Genomic DNA, 17,512 nt, shown 5'->3' on the forward strand with positions numbered 1-17,512 from the left:
AAACGCGGGCCAAGTTCAAATTTGGCCGGACCATAGGGGCGAGGATTTCAAAAAACAACATGCGGATCAAAGAAACATTAATGAAAACAAAGTATTAATCGATTTAAAAAATCAAGTATTCGTTTAAATCGGTTCAATCCGGCTTTGCCGCGGGACAGGCCGGAATGAGAGAATGACACTGAAGGGGATCTGTGCCACATTTTGTTCTCACTTTATCCTCATGGACGTGGCGGCGGGATTTTGGCGATGACGCGACAACGCGGCTGACCCGGAGAAGCGGGGGCACTTCCTGGAGGCGTGCTTGACTATGATGGAGACGACAGACATGCAGACAATCGCGCTCGTCGACGATGATCGCAACATCTTGACCTCGGTTTCGATTGCACTCGAAACCGAAGGCTATCGTGTTGAAACCTACACCGATGGCGCCTCCGCACTGGATGGCCTGCTGGCGCGGCCTCCGCAACTGGCGATCTTCGACATCAAGATGCCGCGGATGGACGGCATGGAGCTTTTGCGCCGCCTGCGCCAGAAGTCCGATATTCCGGTGATCTTTCTCACTTCCAAGGATGAGGAGATCGATGAGCTGTTCGGCCTCAAGATGGGCGCCGATGATTTCATCACCAAGCCGTTCTCTCAGCGCCTGCTGGTCGAGCGGGTCAAGGCGGTTCTGCGCCGCGCCGCCAATCGCGAGGCTGCCGCAGCCACGCCGGGCCGCGCCGCTACCACGCCGACCAAGTCGCTGGAGCGTGGCAATCTGGTCATGGACCAGGAACGCCACACCTGCACCTGGAAGAATGAAGCCGTGACCCTGACCGTCACCGAATTCCTGATCCTGCAGTCGCTGGCCCAGCGGCCTGGCGTGGTCAAGAGCCGCGACGCGCTGATGGACGCCGCCTATGACGAACAGGTCTATGTTGACGACCGCACCATCGACAGCCATATCAAGCGGCTTCGCAAGAAGTTCAAAATGGTCGATGATGATTTCGACATGATCGAAACCCTCTACGGGGTTGGCTACCGGTTCAGGGAGGCCGCGTGACCGGCATTTTCCTGAAGGCCGGCTGCAGGATGTGGCACATGCGGCATGGCGACTGATACAGATGACAGGGCCGTTGGCGAGGACGAAGTCCCGCCCGGGCTTCGGCGTTCGAAAGGCCGGATCCATCCGGTGACGCTGGTGCGCCGGATGTTCGGCAATCTCATTTTTTCGAGCCTGACCCGCCGCATCCTGTTTCTCAACCTGGCGGCGCTGATCGTGCTGGTGTCGGGGATCCTATATCTCAACCAGTTTCGCGAGGGGCTGATCGATGCTCGCGTCGAGAGCCTGCTGACCCAGGGCGAGATCATCGCCGGCGCGGTTGCGGCCTCCGCCTCGGTCGACACCAATTCGATCACCATCGATCCCGAAAAGCTTTTGGAACTTCAGGCCGGGCAGAGCATCTCGCCGTCCAATTCCAACGAGAATCTCGATTTTCCCATCAATCCGGAGCGCGTCGCCCCGGTGCTGCGGCGCTTGATTTCGCCGACCCGCACCCGCGCCCGCATCTATGATGACGACGCCAGCCTGATCCTCGATTCGCGCTATCTCTACACCAGCGGCCAGGTGCTGCGCTACGATCTGCCGCCGGCCGAAACCCCGCCCTTCAGCCTGACCGAGACGGTCTCGAGCTGGTTCAACCGCTTCTTCCAGCGCCGCGACCTGCCGCTGTATCGCGAGCCGCCCGGCGCCGACGGATCGATCTATCCCGAGGTGATGAACGCACTGACCGGCGGCCGCGGCGCGGTGGTGCGGGTCACCGACAAGGGCGAGCTGATCGTTTCGGTGGCCGTGCCGGTGCAGCGCTTCCGTGCGGTTCTCGGTGTCCTGCTGCTGTCGACCCAGGCCGGAGACATCGACAAGATCGTCCATGCCGAACGCATGGCCATCTTCCGGGTGTTCGGCGTTGCGGCCATGGTCAATATCGTTCTGTCGCTGCTGCTGGCCAGCACCATCGCGACGCCGCTACGGCGGCTGTCGGCGGCGGCCGTAAGGGTGCGCCGCGGCGCCAAGGCACGCGAGGAAATCCCGGATTTCTCCGACCGCCAGGACGAGATCGGCAATCTGTCGGTGGCGCTGCGCGGCATGACCAATGCGCTGTATGACCGGATCGCGGCAATCGAGAGCTTTGCGGCCGATGTCAGCCACGAACTCAAGAACCCGCTGACCTCGCTGCGCAGTGCCGTCGAAACCCTGCCGCGGGTGCGCAATGAACAGTCCCGCAAGCGGCTGATGGATGTCATCCAGCATGATGTGCGGCGCATGGACCGGTTGATCAGCGATATTTCCGATGCCTCCCGGCTGGATGCCGAACTGGCGCGCCAGGATGGCGTCGGCGTCGACATGCGGGTTCTGCTGACCGATATGGTCAGCATCGCGAGGCAGGTGCGTGCCGGCAGCAAGGCGGTCGCCATCGATCTGAAGATCAGCAAGTCCAATGCCGGAAAATCCGCCTTCACCGTGCTTGGCCATGACCTCCGGCTGGGTCAGGTCATCACCAACCTGATCGAGAACGCCCGCTCCTTCGTGCCCGAAACCGGCGGACATATCGCCGTGACCCTGAGCCGGCGTCGCGGCATGGTCGAGGTGGTAATCGAGGACAACGGCCCCGGGATCCGCGCCGAAGTGATCGAGCGGGTCTTCGAGCGGTTCTACACCGACCGTCCCGACGGCGAGGATTTTGGCCAGAATTCCGGCCTCGGCCTGTCGATCAGCCGTCAGATCATCGAAGCCCATGGCGGCACGCTTATTGCCGAGAACATTCCTGGCGAAGCCGCGGGCACATGGGCCGGCGCGCGCTTCATCATCAAGCTTCCGGCGGAAACCCCATGAGCTCGGTGTCGGCCGTTTCGGGTGAAAGCTTTCACGCCACGGCGATCATCTCGGGCGCCACCGGCGTGCTGTTTCTTGGGCCGTCCGGGTCGGGCAAGAGTGCGGTGGCCTTTGCCTGCCTCAACGCCACCATTGCCCGCGGCTGGAATGCGGCGCTTGTCGCCGACGACCAGACCATCCTGACGGCCGGTGCGGGGCGCTGCATCGCCTCCTGCCCGCCGCCGATCCAGGGTCTTCTGGAATTGCGCGGCACCGGTATCGTCGCCATGCGCCGCTCGGAACGGGCGGTCATGCACCTTGCCGTGGCGCTCACCGAGCGCTCCTCCGAGACCCGTTCGCCGCCGGAATCTGAAACCTTTTCGTGTGGCGATGCATCGCTGCCACTCATGCGACTGTGGCACGATGGCACAAGCGATCCGCTGGACTACCTGATTGCCAGCCGCCCGGAGCTGTTTTTCAGCCGCTGAGACCGCCGCCGGAACAATTTGCTGCATTTGTGATGTTTTTTGGCTTGAACTTCGCCTGCATCTGTCCAAGATGATTTTTTCAAACAGTGCGTAACTGTCAAGCAATCAGCGTGCTCGACGATAAATCGGATTGACCGCATGCTGCTGGAGGCAAAATGATCGGATTGGTGCTTGTCACCCATGGCAAGCTCGCCGAGGAATTTCGGCATGCGCTTGAACACGTGGTTGGACCGCAAACCGCGCTTGAGACAGTCTGCATCGGGCCCGAGGATGACATGGACCAGCGCAGGCTGGACATTGTCGGAGCGGTGTCACGGGTCGAAAGCGGCGACGGCGTCATCATCCTTACCGACATGTTTGGCGGCACCCCCTCCAACCTGTCGATATCGGTGATGGATTCCGACCGCATCGATGTCATCGCCGGGGTCAATCTGCCGATGCTGATCAAGCTGGCAGGCGTGCGCGGATCGAACGACATGAAAAAGGCGCTTGCCGATGCGCAGGATGCCGGGCGCAAATACATCAATGTTGCAAGCCGTCTGTTGACCGGAAAATGACAGCAGTTTCTCTCCTCAAGTCGCGAACCCTGGAAATCGTCAACAAGCGCGGCCTGCATGCCCGGGCCTCGGCCAAGTTCGTCCAGACCGTCGAGCGCTACGACGCCACGGTAAGGGTGACCCGCGAAGGCTCCACCGTCGGCGGAACCTCGATCATGGGCCTGATGATGCTCGCCGCCAGTCCCGGCTGTTCGATCATGGTGGAGGCCGAGGGCCGCCAGGCCGACGAGGTGCTCGACGCGATCGAGACTCTGGTCGCCAACCGCTTCGGCGAAGAAGCCTGATCATTCTCACATAAAGACATCTTTATATCATATTGCCAGCATGGGCGTTTCCTGCTATGGCACCGCCCATGCAATCCAGTCTGTCCCGTCTGGATCTCAAAACCTTTGGAAAACTCTATGTCCGAAACCCAAGATTACATCGTCGCCAATATTGCCCTCGCCGATTTCGGCCGCAAGGAGCTTGATATTGCCGAAACGGAAATGCCCGGCCTGATGTCGCTGCGCGCGGAATATGGCGCACAGCAGCCCCTGAAGGGCGCGCGCATCGTCGGTTCGCTGCACATGACCATCCAGACCGCCGTGCTGATCGAAACCCTGGTCGCCCTGGGCGCCGATGTCCGCTGGGCCTCGTGCAACATCTATTCCACCCAGGACCATGCGGCGGCAGCCATTGCAGCCAGCGGCGTTCCGGTTTTCGCCATCAAGGGACAGAGCCTTGTCGAGCATTGGGATTACCTCGACCGGTCGTTCCAGTTCCCCGACGGCGCCAACATGATCCTCGACGATGGCGGCGACGCCACGCTCTACATCCTGCTGGGCGCACGCGTTGAAGCCGGTGAAACCAGCCTGCTCGACGTTGCCAGCTCGGAAGAGGAAGAGGCCATCTTCGCGCAGATCAAGAAGCGCATGAAGCAGAGCCCCGGCTGGTTCACCAAGACCCGCGATGCCATCAAGGGCGTGTCGGAAGAAACCACCACCGGCGTGCACCGCCTCTATGACCTGCAGAAAAAGGGCCTGCTGCCCTTCCCGGCCTTCAACGTCAATGATTCGGTCACCAAGTCGAAATTCGACAACAAGTATGGCTGCAAGGAAAGCCTGGTTGACGGCATCCGTCGCGCCACCGACACCATGATGGCCGGCAAGGTTGCCGTCGTCTGCGGTTACGGCGATGTCGGCAAGGGCTCTGCGGCTTCGCTGCGCGGCGCCGGCGCCCGCGTCAAGGTCACGGAAGTCGATCCGATCTGCGCCCTGCAGGCGGCCATGGACGGCTTCGAGGTCGTGCTGCTCGAGGATGTGGTCCAGTCGGCCGACATCTTCGTCACCACCACCGGCAACAAGGACGTGATCCGTCTCGAGCACATGCGCGAGATGAAGGACATGGCCATCGTCGGCAATATCGGCCATTTCGACAATGAAATTCAGGTCGCTGCGCTGAGAAACCACAAATGGACCAACATCAAGGATCAGGTCGACATGATCGAGATGCCGTCAGGCAATCGCATGATCCTGCTGAGTCAGGGCCGGCTTCTCAACCTGGGCAATGCCACCGGTCACCCGAGCTTCGTCATGTCGGCGTCCTTCACCAACCAGGTGCTGGCGCAGATCGAGCTCTGGACCAGGGGCGAGCAGTACCAGAACGAGGTCTATGTATTGCCCAAGCATCTCGATGAAAAAGTCGCGCGCCTGCATCTCGACAAGATCGGCGCCAAGTTGACCCAGTTGAAAACCGAACAGGCCGATTATATCGGCGTGTCGGTTGAAGGTCCGTTCAAGCCGGAACACTACCGGTACTAATATTTCCGGCAGTACCCACAAGATATTGAGAACGCATCCTTGACAACAGGGGTGCGTTTTCTTTTTCCGCTTCGTCCCCTTCACCGTGATTCGCGAAGCAGGTATGTTTTGGACATTGATTCGTTTTGCGTTGTGGCGGCGCGAAAACGGATCGGCGATGTCTTGTCAAACATGCGACGAGGGGACTGCGGCATGCCGGTCAAACCGGATTCACTCAAGCGCGACGGGTTTTCCAGCTTACGTAAGACTGTGACCGGCCTTCTGGGCAGCTTTCGCCGCCGGTTCCTGACCGGCACGGCGCTGCTGAGCGGCAGCGTGCTGGTCTCCGCGGGTTCGGCGCTGGCCCAGGTCGAGGAACAGACATCCGCAAAACTCTCGATCTCCTCTCTCGAAGTGGTCAATTTCGCCATGATGATCGGCGCCATCTCGGCGGCGATGATCTCGGCCATCTGGCTGATTCGCGAACGCGGCAAGATCGACCTCGAAAATGTCCGCCTGCGCGCTTCGCTGGCTGATGCCAATGCCAAGCTGTCGCGACATCAGGCGCTGATTGTCGACCGCGACCGCCAGATCGTGGTCTGGGACGGTGTCGGACTGCCGGCCGAAGTGCTCGGCAATCTGCCCGCAGAGACCGGCGCGCCGCAAAAATCCGGCGATTTTCTGGCCTTTGGCCGCTGGCTCGAGCCCCGCTCCGCCGCCAATATCGACGAGGCGCTCGACCGGCTGCGGGCCCAGGCTGAACGCTTCGACATCGTCGTCGAGACCATCCGCGGCCATGTCATCGAGGCGCAGGGACGGGTTTCGGGCGGTCGCGCCTTTGTCCGCTTCGTCACGCTGTCCAATGTTCGCGCCGAACTGGCCGAACTCAAGACCGAACGCGACCGGCTGCTCACCTCCGTCGACACTTTCGAGGCGCTTCTCGATGTCATCGACATGCCGGTGTGGCTGCGCGGCCCGGATTCGAAACTGCTCTGGGTCAACAATGCCTATGTGCGCTCGGTGGAAGGCGCCGACCGCGATGACGCGCTCAGCCGTGGCCTGGAACTGCTCGGAACCGCAGCGCGCGAACGCGTCCGCGCCACCGCCACCCTGGAGCGGCCCTTTCTCGACAAGGTCTCGACGGTCATTCAGGGCCATCGCCGCTTTCTCGAAGTTGCCGACGTCAAGACCGCCTCCGGCACGGCGGGCCTGGCGCTTGATATCTCCATCGAGGAGGATCTGCGCGAAGAGCTCCGTCGCACCATTCAGAGCCATTCCGAAACGCTGGACCATCTGGCCACACCGGTGGCGATCTTTGACCGCGACCAGCGGCTGCAATTCTACAATCAGGCCTTCCAGCGGCTGTGGGAACTCGACATTCCGTTCCTCGCCCGCCGGCCCGACAATGGCGAGTTTCTGGAGCGGCTGCGCGCCGAAGGCAAACTGCCCGAACCGCATGCCTGGCGCGACTGGAAGGAACAGATCCTGGCGGCCTACCGGTCCGTTGAGACGACGCCGCAGCTCTGGCATCTGCCCGATGGCCAGACCCTCAATGTCTTTGCCAATGCCCATCCGCAGGGCGGCGTCACCTGGGTGTTCGAGAATCTGACTGAAAAGGTCAGTCTGGAGACCCGTTACAACACGCTGCTGCGCGCCCAGGGCGAAACCATCGACCATCTCGCTGAAGGCGTCGGCGTTTTCGGTCCCGATGGCAAGATCCGCCTGTCCAATCCCTCGTTCCGGGCGCTCTGGGGTCTGACCGAGCAGCAGGTCAAGCCGGGAACCCATATCCGCCATATTGCTGCAGCCTGCGAGCCCTCCTATCGCGAAGCCGATGGCTGGAAGCTGTTTGCCGGCGAAATCACCGGTTTCGAGGAAGAGCGCCATACCCGCGAAGGCCGCATCGAGCTGACAACCGGTCTGATCCTCGATTACGCCATCGTGCCGCTGCCCAATGGCCAGACCATGATCGCCTTCGTCAATGTCACCGACAGCGTCGGCGCCGAGCGCATGCTGACGGAGAAGAACGAGGCGCTGCGCAAGGCCGACACGCTCAAGAACGAATTCGTCCAGCATGTCTCCTATGAATTGCGCTCGCCGCTGACCAACATCATCGGCTTCACCGAATTGCTGCGCACGCCCGATTTCGGCCCGCTCAACGAGCGGCAGTCCGAATATCTCGACCACATATCGACCTCGTCCTCGGTGCTGTTGACCATCGTCAACGACATTCTCGATCTTGCCACCGTGGATGCCGGCATCATGCGGCTCGACGCCGGCACCGTGAACATCGTCGATCTGTTTGCCGAGGCCGGCGTGCAGATTTCCGACCGGTTGAAGGAAAACGGCCTGTCGCTGGATGTGGACATCCAGCATGCGCCGGCTGAAATGATTGGCGACCATCAGCGCCTCAAGCAGATTCTGTTCAAGCTGCTGATGAATGCGGCCAATTTCGCTCCCGCCGGGTCCGCCATCCGCCTGAGCTGCACCCAGGACGACACGTCGACGATCTTCTCGGTCTCGGATTCCGGTCCGGGCATTCCCGAAGATGCCCGCAAGGATGTCTTTGCCCGGTTTGAAACCCACGGCCAGGGCGGCCGCCGCCGCGGCGCCGGGCTGGGGCTGTCGATCGTGCAGAGCTTTGTCGGGCTGCACAATGGAACCGTTTCCATCGAGAGCGGCGAAGCTGGCGGCGCAACGATCATTTGCCGGTTTCCCATCACCGGCGCCCGCGCCCGCGATGCAGCCGAGTGAGCCTTGATGACGGCTGATCCCTCGCGCGTCGAACTGCCGGACCCGTCCGCGACCACCCGTTTTGCCGAAGATGTGGCCATGGCGCTCAAGCCCGGCGATTGCCTGTGTCTGTCGGGTGACCTCGGCGCCGGCAAATCAACCTTCGCCCGTGCCCTGATCCGGGCGATCGCCGATGATCCGGAGCTCGAAGCTCCAAGCCCGACCTTCACCCTGGTCCAGACCTACCCCTTGCGGCTGCCGATCGCCCATCTCGACCTTTACCGCATCGGATCGCCGGACGAACTCGATGAGCTTGGCCTCGAGGACGCGCTGGCCGAGGGAGCGGCGCTGATCGAATGGCCGGAAAAGGCGCTGGCGCGTCTGCCCGACGACCGGGTGATGCTGCGCTTTGACGGACTGGGCGAAAGCCGCAGTGTGACCGTCGCAGCACCCGCCGGGTTCATGACACGGCTCGAAAGGTCCCGCGCCGTGCGCCGGTTTCTTGACCAGAGTGGATATGAGCGTGCTGAACGCCGCCATCTGCAGGGCGATGCATCGTCGCGCAGCTACGAAACCATCCGCACTGCAGACCATGAGCCGCTCATCCTGATGAATGCGCCGCGCCAGCCCGATGGTCCGCCGATTCGCGACGGCCTGCCCTATTCGCAGATCGCCCATCTGGCCGAGGATGTGGTTCCTTTCGTCGCCATTGCGCGCTGGCTTGGCGCGCAAGGCTTTGCGGCTCCTGAAATTCTTGCCGAGGATTTTGACCAGGGCTTTCTGCTGATCGAAAATCTCGGCACCGGCGGCATTCTCGATGCTGATGGCCGGCCAGACGCGGAGCGCTACGGGCTGGCGATCGACTGCCTGGCAGCGCTGCATGGAAAGCCGGTTCCCGGCCCACTGCCAGCCGGCGACCGGCTGCATCATGTGCCGGCTTATGATCCACGCGCCATGCAGATCGAAACCGAACTGCTGACCGACTGGTATCTGCCGTGGCGGCGCGGTGAAACGATCGATGCCGAAGAGCGTGAAGCCTATCTCGAGCTGTGGCGCAGCCTGTTTGCGCGGCTCGAACAGGCCGAATCGCATATCGTTCTGCGGGATTACCACTCGCCCAACCTGATCTGGCGCAGTGCCAAATCCGGCTTCGACCGGCTTGGTATTATCGACTTCCAGGACGCGATGATCGGCCCGACCGCCTATGATGTGGCGTCGCTGTGCCAGGATGCGCGGGTGACCGTCGAAGCGGATCTGGCAGACCAGCTTCTCGCCCGCTACATCGCGGCGCGCCGCAAGGCCGATTCGGACTTCGATGAGGCCGGGTTTCGCGAGGCCTATGCGATTATGGCGGCCCAACGCGCCGCCAAGATTCTCGGCATCTTCGTCCGGCTCAAGCAGCGCGACGGAAAATCCGGCTATATGCGCCACCTCCCGCGCATCGAGGCCTATATCGCGGCTTCTCTTGCCCATCCGGTGCTGCAACCCTTGCGCTTCTGGTTTGCAAAGGCTGGTATCAGCACCAGCGAATCATAAACCGGACCTGTCTGAGTGATGACCATCAAAACCGCCATGATCCTTGCCGCGGGGCTTGGCACCCGCATGCGCCCGATCACCGAGACAAGGCCCAAACCGCTGGTCGAGGTCGCCGGCAAGCCGCTGATCGCCTATTCGCTGGAGGCGCTGAACCGGCTTGGCATCGAGCGCGTGGTGGTCAATGTTCATTATCTCGCGCCAATGTTGGTCGACTGGCTTGCGGCATGGCCGGGCCCGGAGATCCGGGTGGTCGATGAAACCGCAGCGCTGCTCGATTCAGGCGGCGGCATTGTCAACGCCCTGCCGGATCTGGGGGCCGACCCGTTCCTGGTGCTCAATGCCGATACCTTCTGGCTTGAAGAACCCGGCGCACAGCGCGACAATCTCTCCATGATGGCAGATCGTTTCGATCCCGAATCAATGGACATGCAGCTGATGACCGCGCGGCTCGATCAGGCCACCGGCCACACCGGCGGAGGCGATTTCACCTATGAGGCGGACGGACGGCTGGCGCGCTACAAGGGCGCCGGTGACGCGGTGATCTATGCCGGCGCCATCATCCTGCATCCGCGGATTTTTGACGGGATCACCGAGAAGAAATTCAGCCTCAACCGCTGCTTTGACGCCGCGGCAGGCGCCGGACGGCTGTTTGGCACACCGATGCGCGGACACTGGCTCACCGTCGGCACTCCCGAAGCGATCGGCGAGGCCGAGGCTGCCCGGTCCGCCTATCTCGGCGAACCTCTTTCCGGCTCAAGCGGCGCGGGACGGTGACCCGGTCCACTCCCAGAATCCTGACGATTCCGCCCGGCGCGGCCTTTCTGACCACGCTGGCCGAGAAAATCCTTTCCGGCGGTCTGGTTCCCGAGCTTGCCTATGATCCGGACAACCCGTTGTCGCTGGCTGGCGCCACCGTGTTTGTGCCCACCCGCCGCGCCGCCCGGGTGCTGCGTTCCGAACTGACCGACCTGATCGGCAAGGGCTCGGCAATCCTGCCGTCGATACGGCCGCTGGGCGAGACCGATGACGATGCCGGCTTTCTCGAATCCGCTGATCCCGAGATCCTGGCGCTGGATCCGCCGATCCCGCAAACAGCGGCGATCCTGCGCCTGGCCGATCTGGTCCTGGCCTGGAAAATGGCCCTGCCGCAAACCATTCGCGACCACCTCGGCGGCATGCCGCTGGTGGCGCCGGCCAATCCGGCCGATGCGATCTGGCTGGGACGCGCTTTGTTTGACCTGATCCAGGCGGTGGAGACCGAGGAATGCGATTTTGCCGGTCTGGACACGGTGATCGATGCCGATCTGCAGCAATGGTGGCAGCTGACCAGTGAATTTCTCAAGATCGCCCGCAATTACTGGCCAGCCCTGCTCACGGAAATTTCCCGCTCCAGCCCAGCTCACCATCACAATGTGATGATCGATGTGTTCACGCGCGGACTGGCTGTCGCCGCCCAGGACCGCCCGGTCATAGTAGCGGGATCGACCGGCACACGGCCGTCGACCGCACGGCTGATCGCCACCGTGGCGCAGCTTGCGCAAGGCGCGGTGGTTCTGCCCGGTCTCGACCACGCCATGCGCGCTTCGCACTGGACTGCGCTGTCCCGGGCCGCAGCCACGCTGACATCCGATGATGGCCGTGCGGTGGTGGATGTGTCGATCCGCAGCCATCCGCAATATGGCCTGCTGCGGCTGCTCCAGGGCGCGGGGCTCGAGGCGGACCGGATCGGCGAGATCCCGGAAATCGGTCATATCGGTCCCGAAATGACCGCGCGGCGCGGCCTTGTGTCCGCAGCACTTCTGCCGGCGGCTTCCACCGAGGCCTGGGGCGAGGCAGGTTTTCTGCCTGATCCATCGGTGATCCAGTCCGGATTTGAACAGGTCAGCCTGATCGAGGCCGCCAATGAACGCGAGGAAGCCGCAGCCCTTGCCGCCGCCATGCGCCGCGCCCTTGAACCGCAACCAGGAAATCCCGAACCGACGGCGGCGCTGGTCACGTCGGATCGCAACCTGGCCCGCCGGGTCGTCACCGAGCTTGGCCACTATGGCATCGAAGCCAATGATTCGGGCGGTGTGCCCTTGGCTTCGAGCCCGCAGGGTGGTCTGGCGCGATTGGCCGTCCAGGTGGCCTTTGCGCCGGGCGATCCGGTGGCGATCGCAGCACTCATCAAGCACCCGCTGGCGCGCTTCGGTCTCAGCGCGCGTGACGCAAAGCGCCGTGCCGGCATTGTCGAGCGCATTGGCCTGCGCGGCGGCAGCGGCACGGCCGACATCGGCGCGCTCGCAGAACTGGTGCGCGGGCGCGAAGCCGGACGGCTTGATCGCCATGCACCGCACTGGCTCAGCCGGATCAGCGATGAGGACACTGATCTCGCCATCGAATTTGCCGGGCGCGTCACTGCGGCGCTGTCGCCGCTGACCTCGGTTCTGGCGGAAACAGGTGAAATCGCCATCGGCCGGTTTGCCGGACTCACCGCAGCGGTGCTGGAGCGAATCTGCGCCGATGACACCGATGCGCTCGAACCACTCTGGGGCGATGAAGCAGGTGCGGACCTCGCAGGACTTCTGCTCGAGATCCGCGACAGCGGCTCGGAACTCAAGCTGACCGGGCATGATTGGATCGACACGCTGGATGCGCTGATGGCCGGCAGAATGGTCAAGCCGCGCGCCGGCGGCCATCCGCGGGCCTTCATCTGGGGTGCGCTGGAGGCACGTCTGCAGCATGTCGACACGCTGCTGCTCGGCGGTCTCAACGAGGGTGTCTGGCCGCAGGCCGGCCAGGAAGATCCGTTTCTGTCGCGCTCGATGAAGGCCGCGATCGGGCTGGAGCCACCGGAACGGCGGATTGGCCAGGCAGCACATGATTTCCAGATGGCCATGGGCGCGCCCGAGGTGGTGCTGTCGCGGTCGTTGCGTTCGGGCAAGGCCCCGACGGTGGCCTCGCGCTGGCTGCAGCGGCTTCTCGCCGTGGTCGGACCGGAACCGGCCCGGGCGCTCAGGGACCGCGGCGATGCGCTGCTTGCCCATGCGCGGGCGCTCGATCAAGGCCCCTCCACACCGCCCGCCTCGCGCCCGGAGCCACGGCCGGCCGCAGCCCTTCAGCCCAAAAGCTATTCCTTCTCCGAGGTCGGCAAGCTGCGCCGCGATCCCTATGCGATCTATGCGCGCCGCGTGCTCAAGCTTGATCCGCTCGAACCCTTCCTCTCCGATCCCGGCCCGCGCGAACGCGGAACGCTCTATCATGCAATCCTCGAGGAGTTCGTTTCGTCCACGGAACAAAGTGACCGGACAGAGCAGACCTTGCAAAGAATCGCAGCGGATCATTTCGCCCGCGCAGATCTGCCAGACGCCACCGCCCTGGTCTGGCGGCTGCGCTTCGACAAGGCTTCGCGCTTCATTGCCGGATGGGAGGCCGAGGCCGGCAATGGCCTGGTCCGCTCGCTGGTCGAAACCCGCGCCGGCCTGGAGCTGCCCGGAGCCGGGGTGAAGATCACCGGCATGGCTGACCGCATCGATTTGCGCAGCGACGGCACCGCATGGATCATCGACTACAAGACCGGCGGCACGCCCTCGCGCAAGGAGGCCCGCATCCTGCTCGATCCGCAGCTGGCGCTGGAGGCCCATGCGCTGATCCATGGCGGCTTTGCCGATGCCGGGCCGGTCCCGGTGTCGGGGCTTTTCTATCTCCGCCTGACCGGCAAGGACAAATTCGCCGACCGGATCGATACCGATCCGGAAAAGCCCGGCAAGGACGAGTTTGTTGGTCCGGCGGATCTTGCCGCCAAGGCGGTAGACGAGCTTGGCAGGCTGGTTGCCCTGCTCGCTTCCGGCAAGCGCGGCTTCCTGTCGCGCGCCATTCCGCAAAGCGCCCGCGATTTCGGAGGCGAATATGATCACCTCGCCCGGGTCGCCGAATGGCAGACCGCGGTCGATGCAGATACAGGAGACGGCGATGACGGCTGAAGCCACATCCAACCCGGTCTCCGACACCACGCTGCGGCAGAACCTGGCGGCCACGCCGAATCTGTCGGCCTGGGTTTCGGCCAATGCCGGCTCCGGCAAGACCCACGTTCTGGCCCGCCGGGTGATCCGGCTGTTGTTGCGCGGCGCCCCGCCCTCGGCGATCTTGTGCCTGACCTACACCAAAGCCGCCTCGGCCGAAATGTCGATCCGCGTGTTCCGAACGCTGGGGGAATGGGTCCGGCTTGATGATGCCGAGCTTGCCGACAGGCTGACGGAACTGGAAGGCCGCAGGGTCGAGCCGGATCTGCTGGTCCGCGCCCGGCGCCTGTTTGCCACCGCGCTTGAGACCCCGGGCGGTCTCAAGATCCAGACCATCCACGCCTTTTGCGAAGCCGTGCTGCACCGCTTTCCGCTGGAAGCCAATATTCCCGGCCATTTCAATGTTCTCGATGACCAGAAGGCCGCGGAACTCCTGGCCGAAGCGCGACGGCAGCTGATGTCGCGCAAGATTTTCGACGAGGATCCGGATCTGGCGCTGGCCGTGACCACGGCGCTCGATACCGGAGGCGAAGCCGGTTTCGACAAGCTTCTCTCCGGGCTCTATGCGCGGCGCCGCGATTACCTCGCCTTTGATGCGGCTGCCCGCGCCTCCGGCGGCGCCGAGCCGATGTTCCGGACAGCACTCGGTCTGGAAGCCGGGGAAACCGCCGCCACCGTCACGCAGCGGGCCTGGCCGCTGGACGCGCTGCCGGTCGATTACATCCGCGGCCTCTACGCCTTTGCCGAAACCGCGAAATCGGCAACGCGCGCCCATAATGTGTCCTACGGCCTGCTGACCTGCGGTTCCGAACCCGATCCGGACAGGCGGCTCGAGCTTTTGAGGCAGGTGTTCTTCACCCAGGCAGGTGCGCCCGCCAAGCTTGGCGGTGCCGCATCCAAGACGGTGGCTGCGCAATTCCCGGATCTCGCCGAGCGGCTGGAACAGGCCCAGGCGCAGATCATGGAAGTCTGCGACCGGCTGGCACGGCTCAACGCGCTGTCGGTCTCGCTGACCGCGTTCCGGCTGGCGCGCCGCTATCTGGGGTCCTTCGAGGCGCTCAAGACCCGCCAGGCGCTGCTTGATTATGATGATCTGATTGCCGCGACCGAGGCGCTGCTGTCCAAAAGCGGCGCCAGTGCCTGGGTACATTACAAGCTTGATCAGGGCATCGACCATGTGCTCGTCGACGAGGCCCAGGATACAGCACCCTTGCAATGGAACGTCATCGGCTCGCTCTCGGACGAGTTCTTTGCCGGCGAAGGAGCACGCGCGGCGCTGCGCACCGTTTTTGCCGTGGGCGACGAGAAACAGTCGATCTATTCGTTCCAGGGTGCCCGCCCGGAACGCTTTGCCGAGGAGCGCAGCCGTGTGTACGGCCGGGCGCGCGCAGCGGATGTGGATTTCAGGCAGGTTCAGCTCCGGGTCTCGTTCCGGTCGTCAAGGGAAGTGCTCAAGCTGGTCGATCACGTCTTTGCCAGCGCCGACGCGCTGCGCGGCATGGGGTCGGCGCTGGAACCGGTGATCCATGAAACCGCCCGGCAGCAGGCGCCCGGGCTGGTCGAGCTCTGGCCGATGATCGCGCGCGAGAAAACCGACAGCGACGAGGACTGGACCGCCGCCTTTGACGATGTGCCGGAATCAGCACCGGCCGCGCAACTGGCGCGGCGAATTGCCAGGGTTTTGAAGCAGTGGGTCGGTATCGAGACCATAGAGGACCAGAAAACCCGGGAATTGCGGCTGGTGGCGCCCGGTGACATTCTGGTGCTGGTGCGCAAGCGCGACGGCTTCGTGCCCACGCTTCTGCGCACACTCAAGGCCACCACCAACATTCCGGTGGCCGGCGCCGACCGCTTGCGCCTCACCGACCACATCGCCGTGCAGGATCTGATCGCGTTGGGCCGTTTCGCGGTGCTGGCCGATGATGATTTGTCGCTGGCAGCGCTGGTCAAGAGCCCGCTGCTCGGTCTGGATGAGGATGATCTGTTCCGCCTCACCGCCCTGCGTCCCAAGGGTCAGTCGGTGTGGCGTCACATGCGGGCGCTTTCCGAATCCGACGAAGCATTTGCCGTGGCGGTGAAACAGCTCGACCACTGGATCGCCTGCGCCACCCGGCTGCCGCCGCATGATTTCTATGCGACGCTGCTCGGTCCCGATGGCGGGCGCCGCGCCTATCTCTCCCGGCTCGGCCATGAGGTCGGCGATGTGCTGGACGAGTTTCTGGGCCTGGCGCTCGATCACGAGCAGGCGGGGCTGCCGGGCCTTGAAAGTTTTCTCGCGATGCTCGAGACCGAATCGCCCGAGATCAAGCGCGAGATGGAGGGACAGAGCGGTGCGGTGCGGATCATGACCGTGCATGCCGCCAAGGGTCTGGAAGCCCCGATCGTGTTTCTGGTCGATTCGGGCGGCGAGGCCTATCAGCACAGTCATCAGCCGCGGCTCTGGCTGCTGCCGCCTGCCCCTGACAGCAAGGAGCCGCCCTCGATTCCGGTCTGGCTGCCGGACAAAACCTACGAGAATGAAGCAACGGCCGCCATGCGCGACAGGATGCGCGAGCAGGCCGAGGAGGAATATCGCCGGCTGCTTTATGTCGGGCTCACCCGTGCCGCCGACCGGCTGATCGTTTGCGGCTATCGCGGTGTCCGTGAGGTGAAAACCCCGACCTGGCATTCGCTGGCGGCGGCTGGATTTGACAGTGCCGCCGAGGAAAGCGGCTATCTGGTCTCCGATATCGTCCACGATCCCGACGGAGAACCATTCGAAGCGCGCCGCCTCTGCCGTGTTCGTGGCGATGATACGGTCGCGCCTGCAGCGGAACCACCAGCGACACCAGCCGCGCCTCTCGCACCAGTGCTGAGCATTCCCGACGGGCCGCTGCCGCCGCCGCGCCGGCTGCCCCGGCCCTCGGCGCCCTCCGGCGTCGGTGCCGTGCTTGAGGAAAGTGCCGGCATCGCCACCCGCTCGCCCTTCGCCGACACGTCGTCCGGTTCGGCTGCCGCGCTGGAACGCGGCAGTATGGTTCACCGTCTGCTGCAGGTCCTGCCTGCGGTCGCCCCGGAGGAGCGGCAGATCGTGCTGGCCCGCTATCTTGCCCGCGCCATGCCTGCCGACCAGGCGGAGGCCTCGCAGGCGCTGGAAAGCCAGATTCTTGCGGTGCTTGCCGATCCCCGTTTTGCGCCGATTTTTCAGTCCCCTGGCGAGGCCGAGGTCTCGGTGATGGGAACGCTGCGGATCGGCGGCGAGGACCGGGCGGTATCGGGCCGGATCGACCGTATCGCGCTCGATGGAGACAGGGTGCTGGTGGTGGATTACAAGACCGGCCTTGCACCGAATCCCGGCGAGGCGCCGCCTGCCAGCCATGTCTCCCAGCTCGCGATCTACCGCGCATTGCTGGCGCCGCTCTATCCCGGGCGACAAATTGACGCTGCGCTGGTCTATGTGTCCGGCCCGCTGTTGATTGAAATGTCCGCGCCTGTATTGGATGAGGCAATGGCCCGCCTGCAAGCCTGATCTGGCAGCACAAATCACGACCCGGTGATGCTGGCCGGAAAAGCCTTGAATAAAGCTGGC

The 17,512-nt window shown here is 63.6% G+C and carries 11 protein-coding genes; all 11 read left to right on the forward strand.

The features are described from left to right. The first annotated feature begins 325 nt into the window (after nucleotides 1-325). The 11 genes from OEG82_RS02140 to addA all read left to right on the forward strand — a co-directional run bounded on the left by OEG82_RS02140 (nucleotide 326) and on the right by addA (nucleotide 17,452). Nucleotides 326-1,042, forward strand: a complete 717-nt coding sequence (locus tag OEG82_RS02140) for a response regulator transcription factor (protein ID WP_267614826.1) — start codon at nucleotides 326-328, stop codon at nucleotides 1,040-1,042. Nucleotides 1,043-1,189: 147 nt separating this feature from the next. Beyond that, nucleotides 1,190-2,872, forward strand: a complete 1,683-nt coding sequence (locus OEG82_RS02145; protein ID WP_267614827.1) for a sensor histidine kinase — start codon at nucleotides 1,190-1,192, stop codon at nucleotides 2,870-2,872. Continuing rightward, nucleotides 2,869-3,339 carry an HPr kinase/phosphorylase gene (locus tag OEG82_RS02150; RefSeq protein WP_267610819.1) on the forward strand — a complete coding sequence of 157 codons (471 nt, stop codon included), beginning with the start codon at nucleotides 2,869-2,871 and terminating at the stop codon, nucleotides 3,337-3,339. Before OEG82_RS02145 ends, OEG82_RS02150 begins: the two co-directional genes overlap by 4 nt. 155 nt (nucleotides 3,340-3,494) lie before the next feature. Then, nucleotides 3,495-3,896: a PTS sugar transporter subunit IIA gene (locus OEG82_RS02155; protein ID WP_267610820.1), complete on the forward strand. Its 402-nt coding sequence runs from the start codon at nucleotides 3,495-3,497 to the stop codon at nucleotides 3,894-3,896. Then, nucleotides 3,893-4,180 (forward strand): HPr family phosphocarrier protein, encoded by a 288-nt coding sequence (locus OEG82_RS02160; protein ID WP_267610821.1) that lies wholly within the window; start codon nucleotides 3,893-3,895, stop codon nucleotides 4,178-4,180. Before OEG82_RS02155 ends, OEG82_RS02160 begins: the two co-directional genes overlap by 4 nt. 117 nt (nucleotides 4,181-4,297) lie before the next feature. After that, on the forward strand, nucleotides 4,298-5,695 hold the full coding sequence (gene ahcY, locus OEG82_RS02165; RefSeq protein ID WP_267610822.1) for an adenosylhomocysteinase: 1,398 nt from the start codon (nucleotides 4,298-4,300) through the stop codon (nucleotides 5,693-5,695). Between the two features lie 192 nt (nucleotides 5,696-5,887). Further along, nucleotides 5,888-8,428: a sensor histidine kinase gene (locus OEG82_RS02170; RefSeq protein ID WP_267610823.1), complete on the forward strand. Its 2,541-nt coding sequence runs from the start codon at nucleotides 5,888-5,890 to the stop codon at nucleotides 8,426-8,428. 6 nt (nucleotides 8,429-8,434) lie between these two features. Next, the gene (tsaE, locus tag OEG82_RS02175) at nucleotides 8,435-9,943 is read left to right on the forward strand and encodes a tRNA (adenosine(37)-N6)-threonylcarbamoyltransferase complex ATPase subunit type 1 TsaE (RefSeq protein ID WP_267610824.1); all 1,509 of its coding nucleotides are present in this window, start codon (nucleotides 8,435-8,437) and stop codon (nucleotides 9,941-9,943) included. 18 nt (nucleotides 9,944-9,961) lie between these two features. Next, nucleotides 9,962-10,717, forward strand: a complete 756-nt coding sequence (locus tag OEG82_RS02180) for a nucleotidyltransferase family protein (protein ID WP_425497515.1) — start codon at nucleotides 9,962-9,964, stop codon at nucleotides 10,715-10,717. Then, entirely contained in the window at nucleotides 10,714-13,905 is a 3,192-nt protein-coding gene (gene addB / locus OEG82_RS02185; RefSeq protein WP_267610826.1) for a double-strand break repair protein AddB, read from the forward strand. The genes OEG82_RS02180 and addB overlap by 4 nt, the downstream gene beginning before the upstream one ends. Then, nucleotides 13,895-17,452, forward strand: coding sequence for a double-strand break repair helicase AddA (gene addA, locus OEG82_RS02190; RefSeq protein ID WP_267610827.1), 3,558 nt, complete (start codon nucleotides 13,895-13,897; stop codon nucleotides 17,450-17,452). The genes addB and addA overlap by 11 nt, the downstream gene beginning before the upstream one ends. The last annotated feature ends 60 nt before the right edge of the window (nucleotides 17,453-17,512 follow it).

The organism is Hoeflea ulvae (assembly GCF_026619435.1).
Classification (GTDB): Bacteria; Pseudomonadota; Alphaproteobacteria; order Rhizobiales; family Rhizobiaceae; genus Hoeflea; species Hoeflea ulvae.

What these genes read in the sequence shown, in the direction of transcription:
- OEG82_RS02140 (WP_267614826.1), top strand. Translation starts at nt 326, where the DNA reads ATGCAGACAATCGCGCTCGTCGACGATGATCGCAACATCTTGACCTCG.
- OEG82_RS02145 (WP_267614827.1), top strand. Translation starts at nt 1,190, where the DNA reads ATGTTCGGCAATCTCATTTTTTCGAGCCTGACCCGCCGCATCCTGTTT.
- OEG82_RS02150 (WP_267610819.1), top strand. Translation starts at nt 2,869, where the DNA reads ATGAGCTCGGTGTCGGCCGTTTCGGGTGAAAGCTTTCACGCCACGGCG.
- OEG82_RS02155 (WP_267610820.1), top strand. Translation starts at nt 3,495, where the DNA reads ATGATCGGATTGGTGCTTGTCACCCATGGCAAGCTCGCCGAGGAATTT.
- OEG82_RS02160 (WP_267610821.1), top strand. Translation starts at nt 3,893, where the DNA reads ATGACAGCAGTTTCTCTCCTCAAGTCGCGAACCCTGGAAATCGTCAAC.
- ahcY (WP_267610822.1), top strand. Translation starts at nt 4,298, where the DNA reads ATGTCCGAAACCCAAGATTACATCGTCGCCAATATTGCCCTCGCCGAT.
- OEG82_RS02170 (WP_267610823.1), top strand. Translation starts at nt 5,888, where the DNA reads ATGCCGGTCAAACCGGATTCACTCAAGCGCGACGGGTTTTCCAGCTTA.
- tsaE (WP_267610824.1), top strand. Translation starts at nt 8,435, where the DNA reads ATGACGGCTGATCCCTCGCGCGTCGAACTGCCGGACCCGTCCGCGACC.
- OEG82_RS02180 (WP_425497515.1), top strand. Translation starts at nt 9,962, where the DNA reads ATGACCATCAAAACCGCCATGATCCTTGCCGCGGGGCTTGGCACCCGC.
- addA (WP_267610827.1), top strand. Translation starts at nt 13,895, where the DNA reads ATGACGGCTGAAGCCACATCCAACCCGGTCTCCGACACCACGCTGCGG.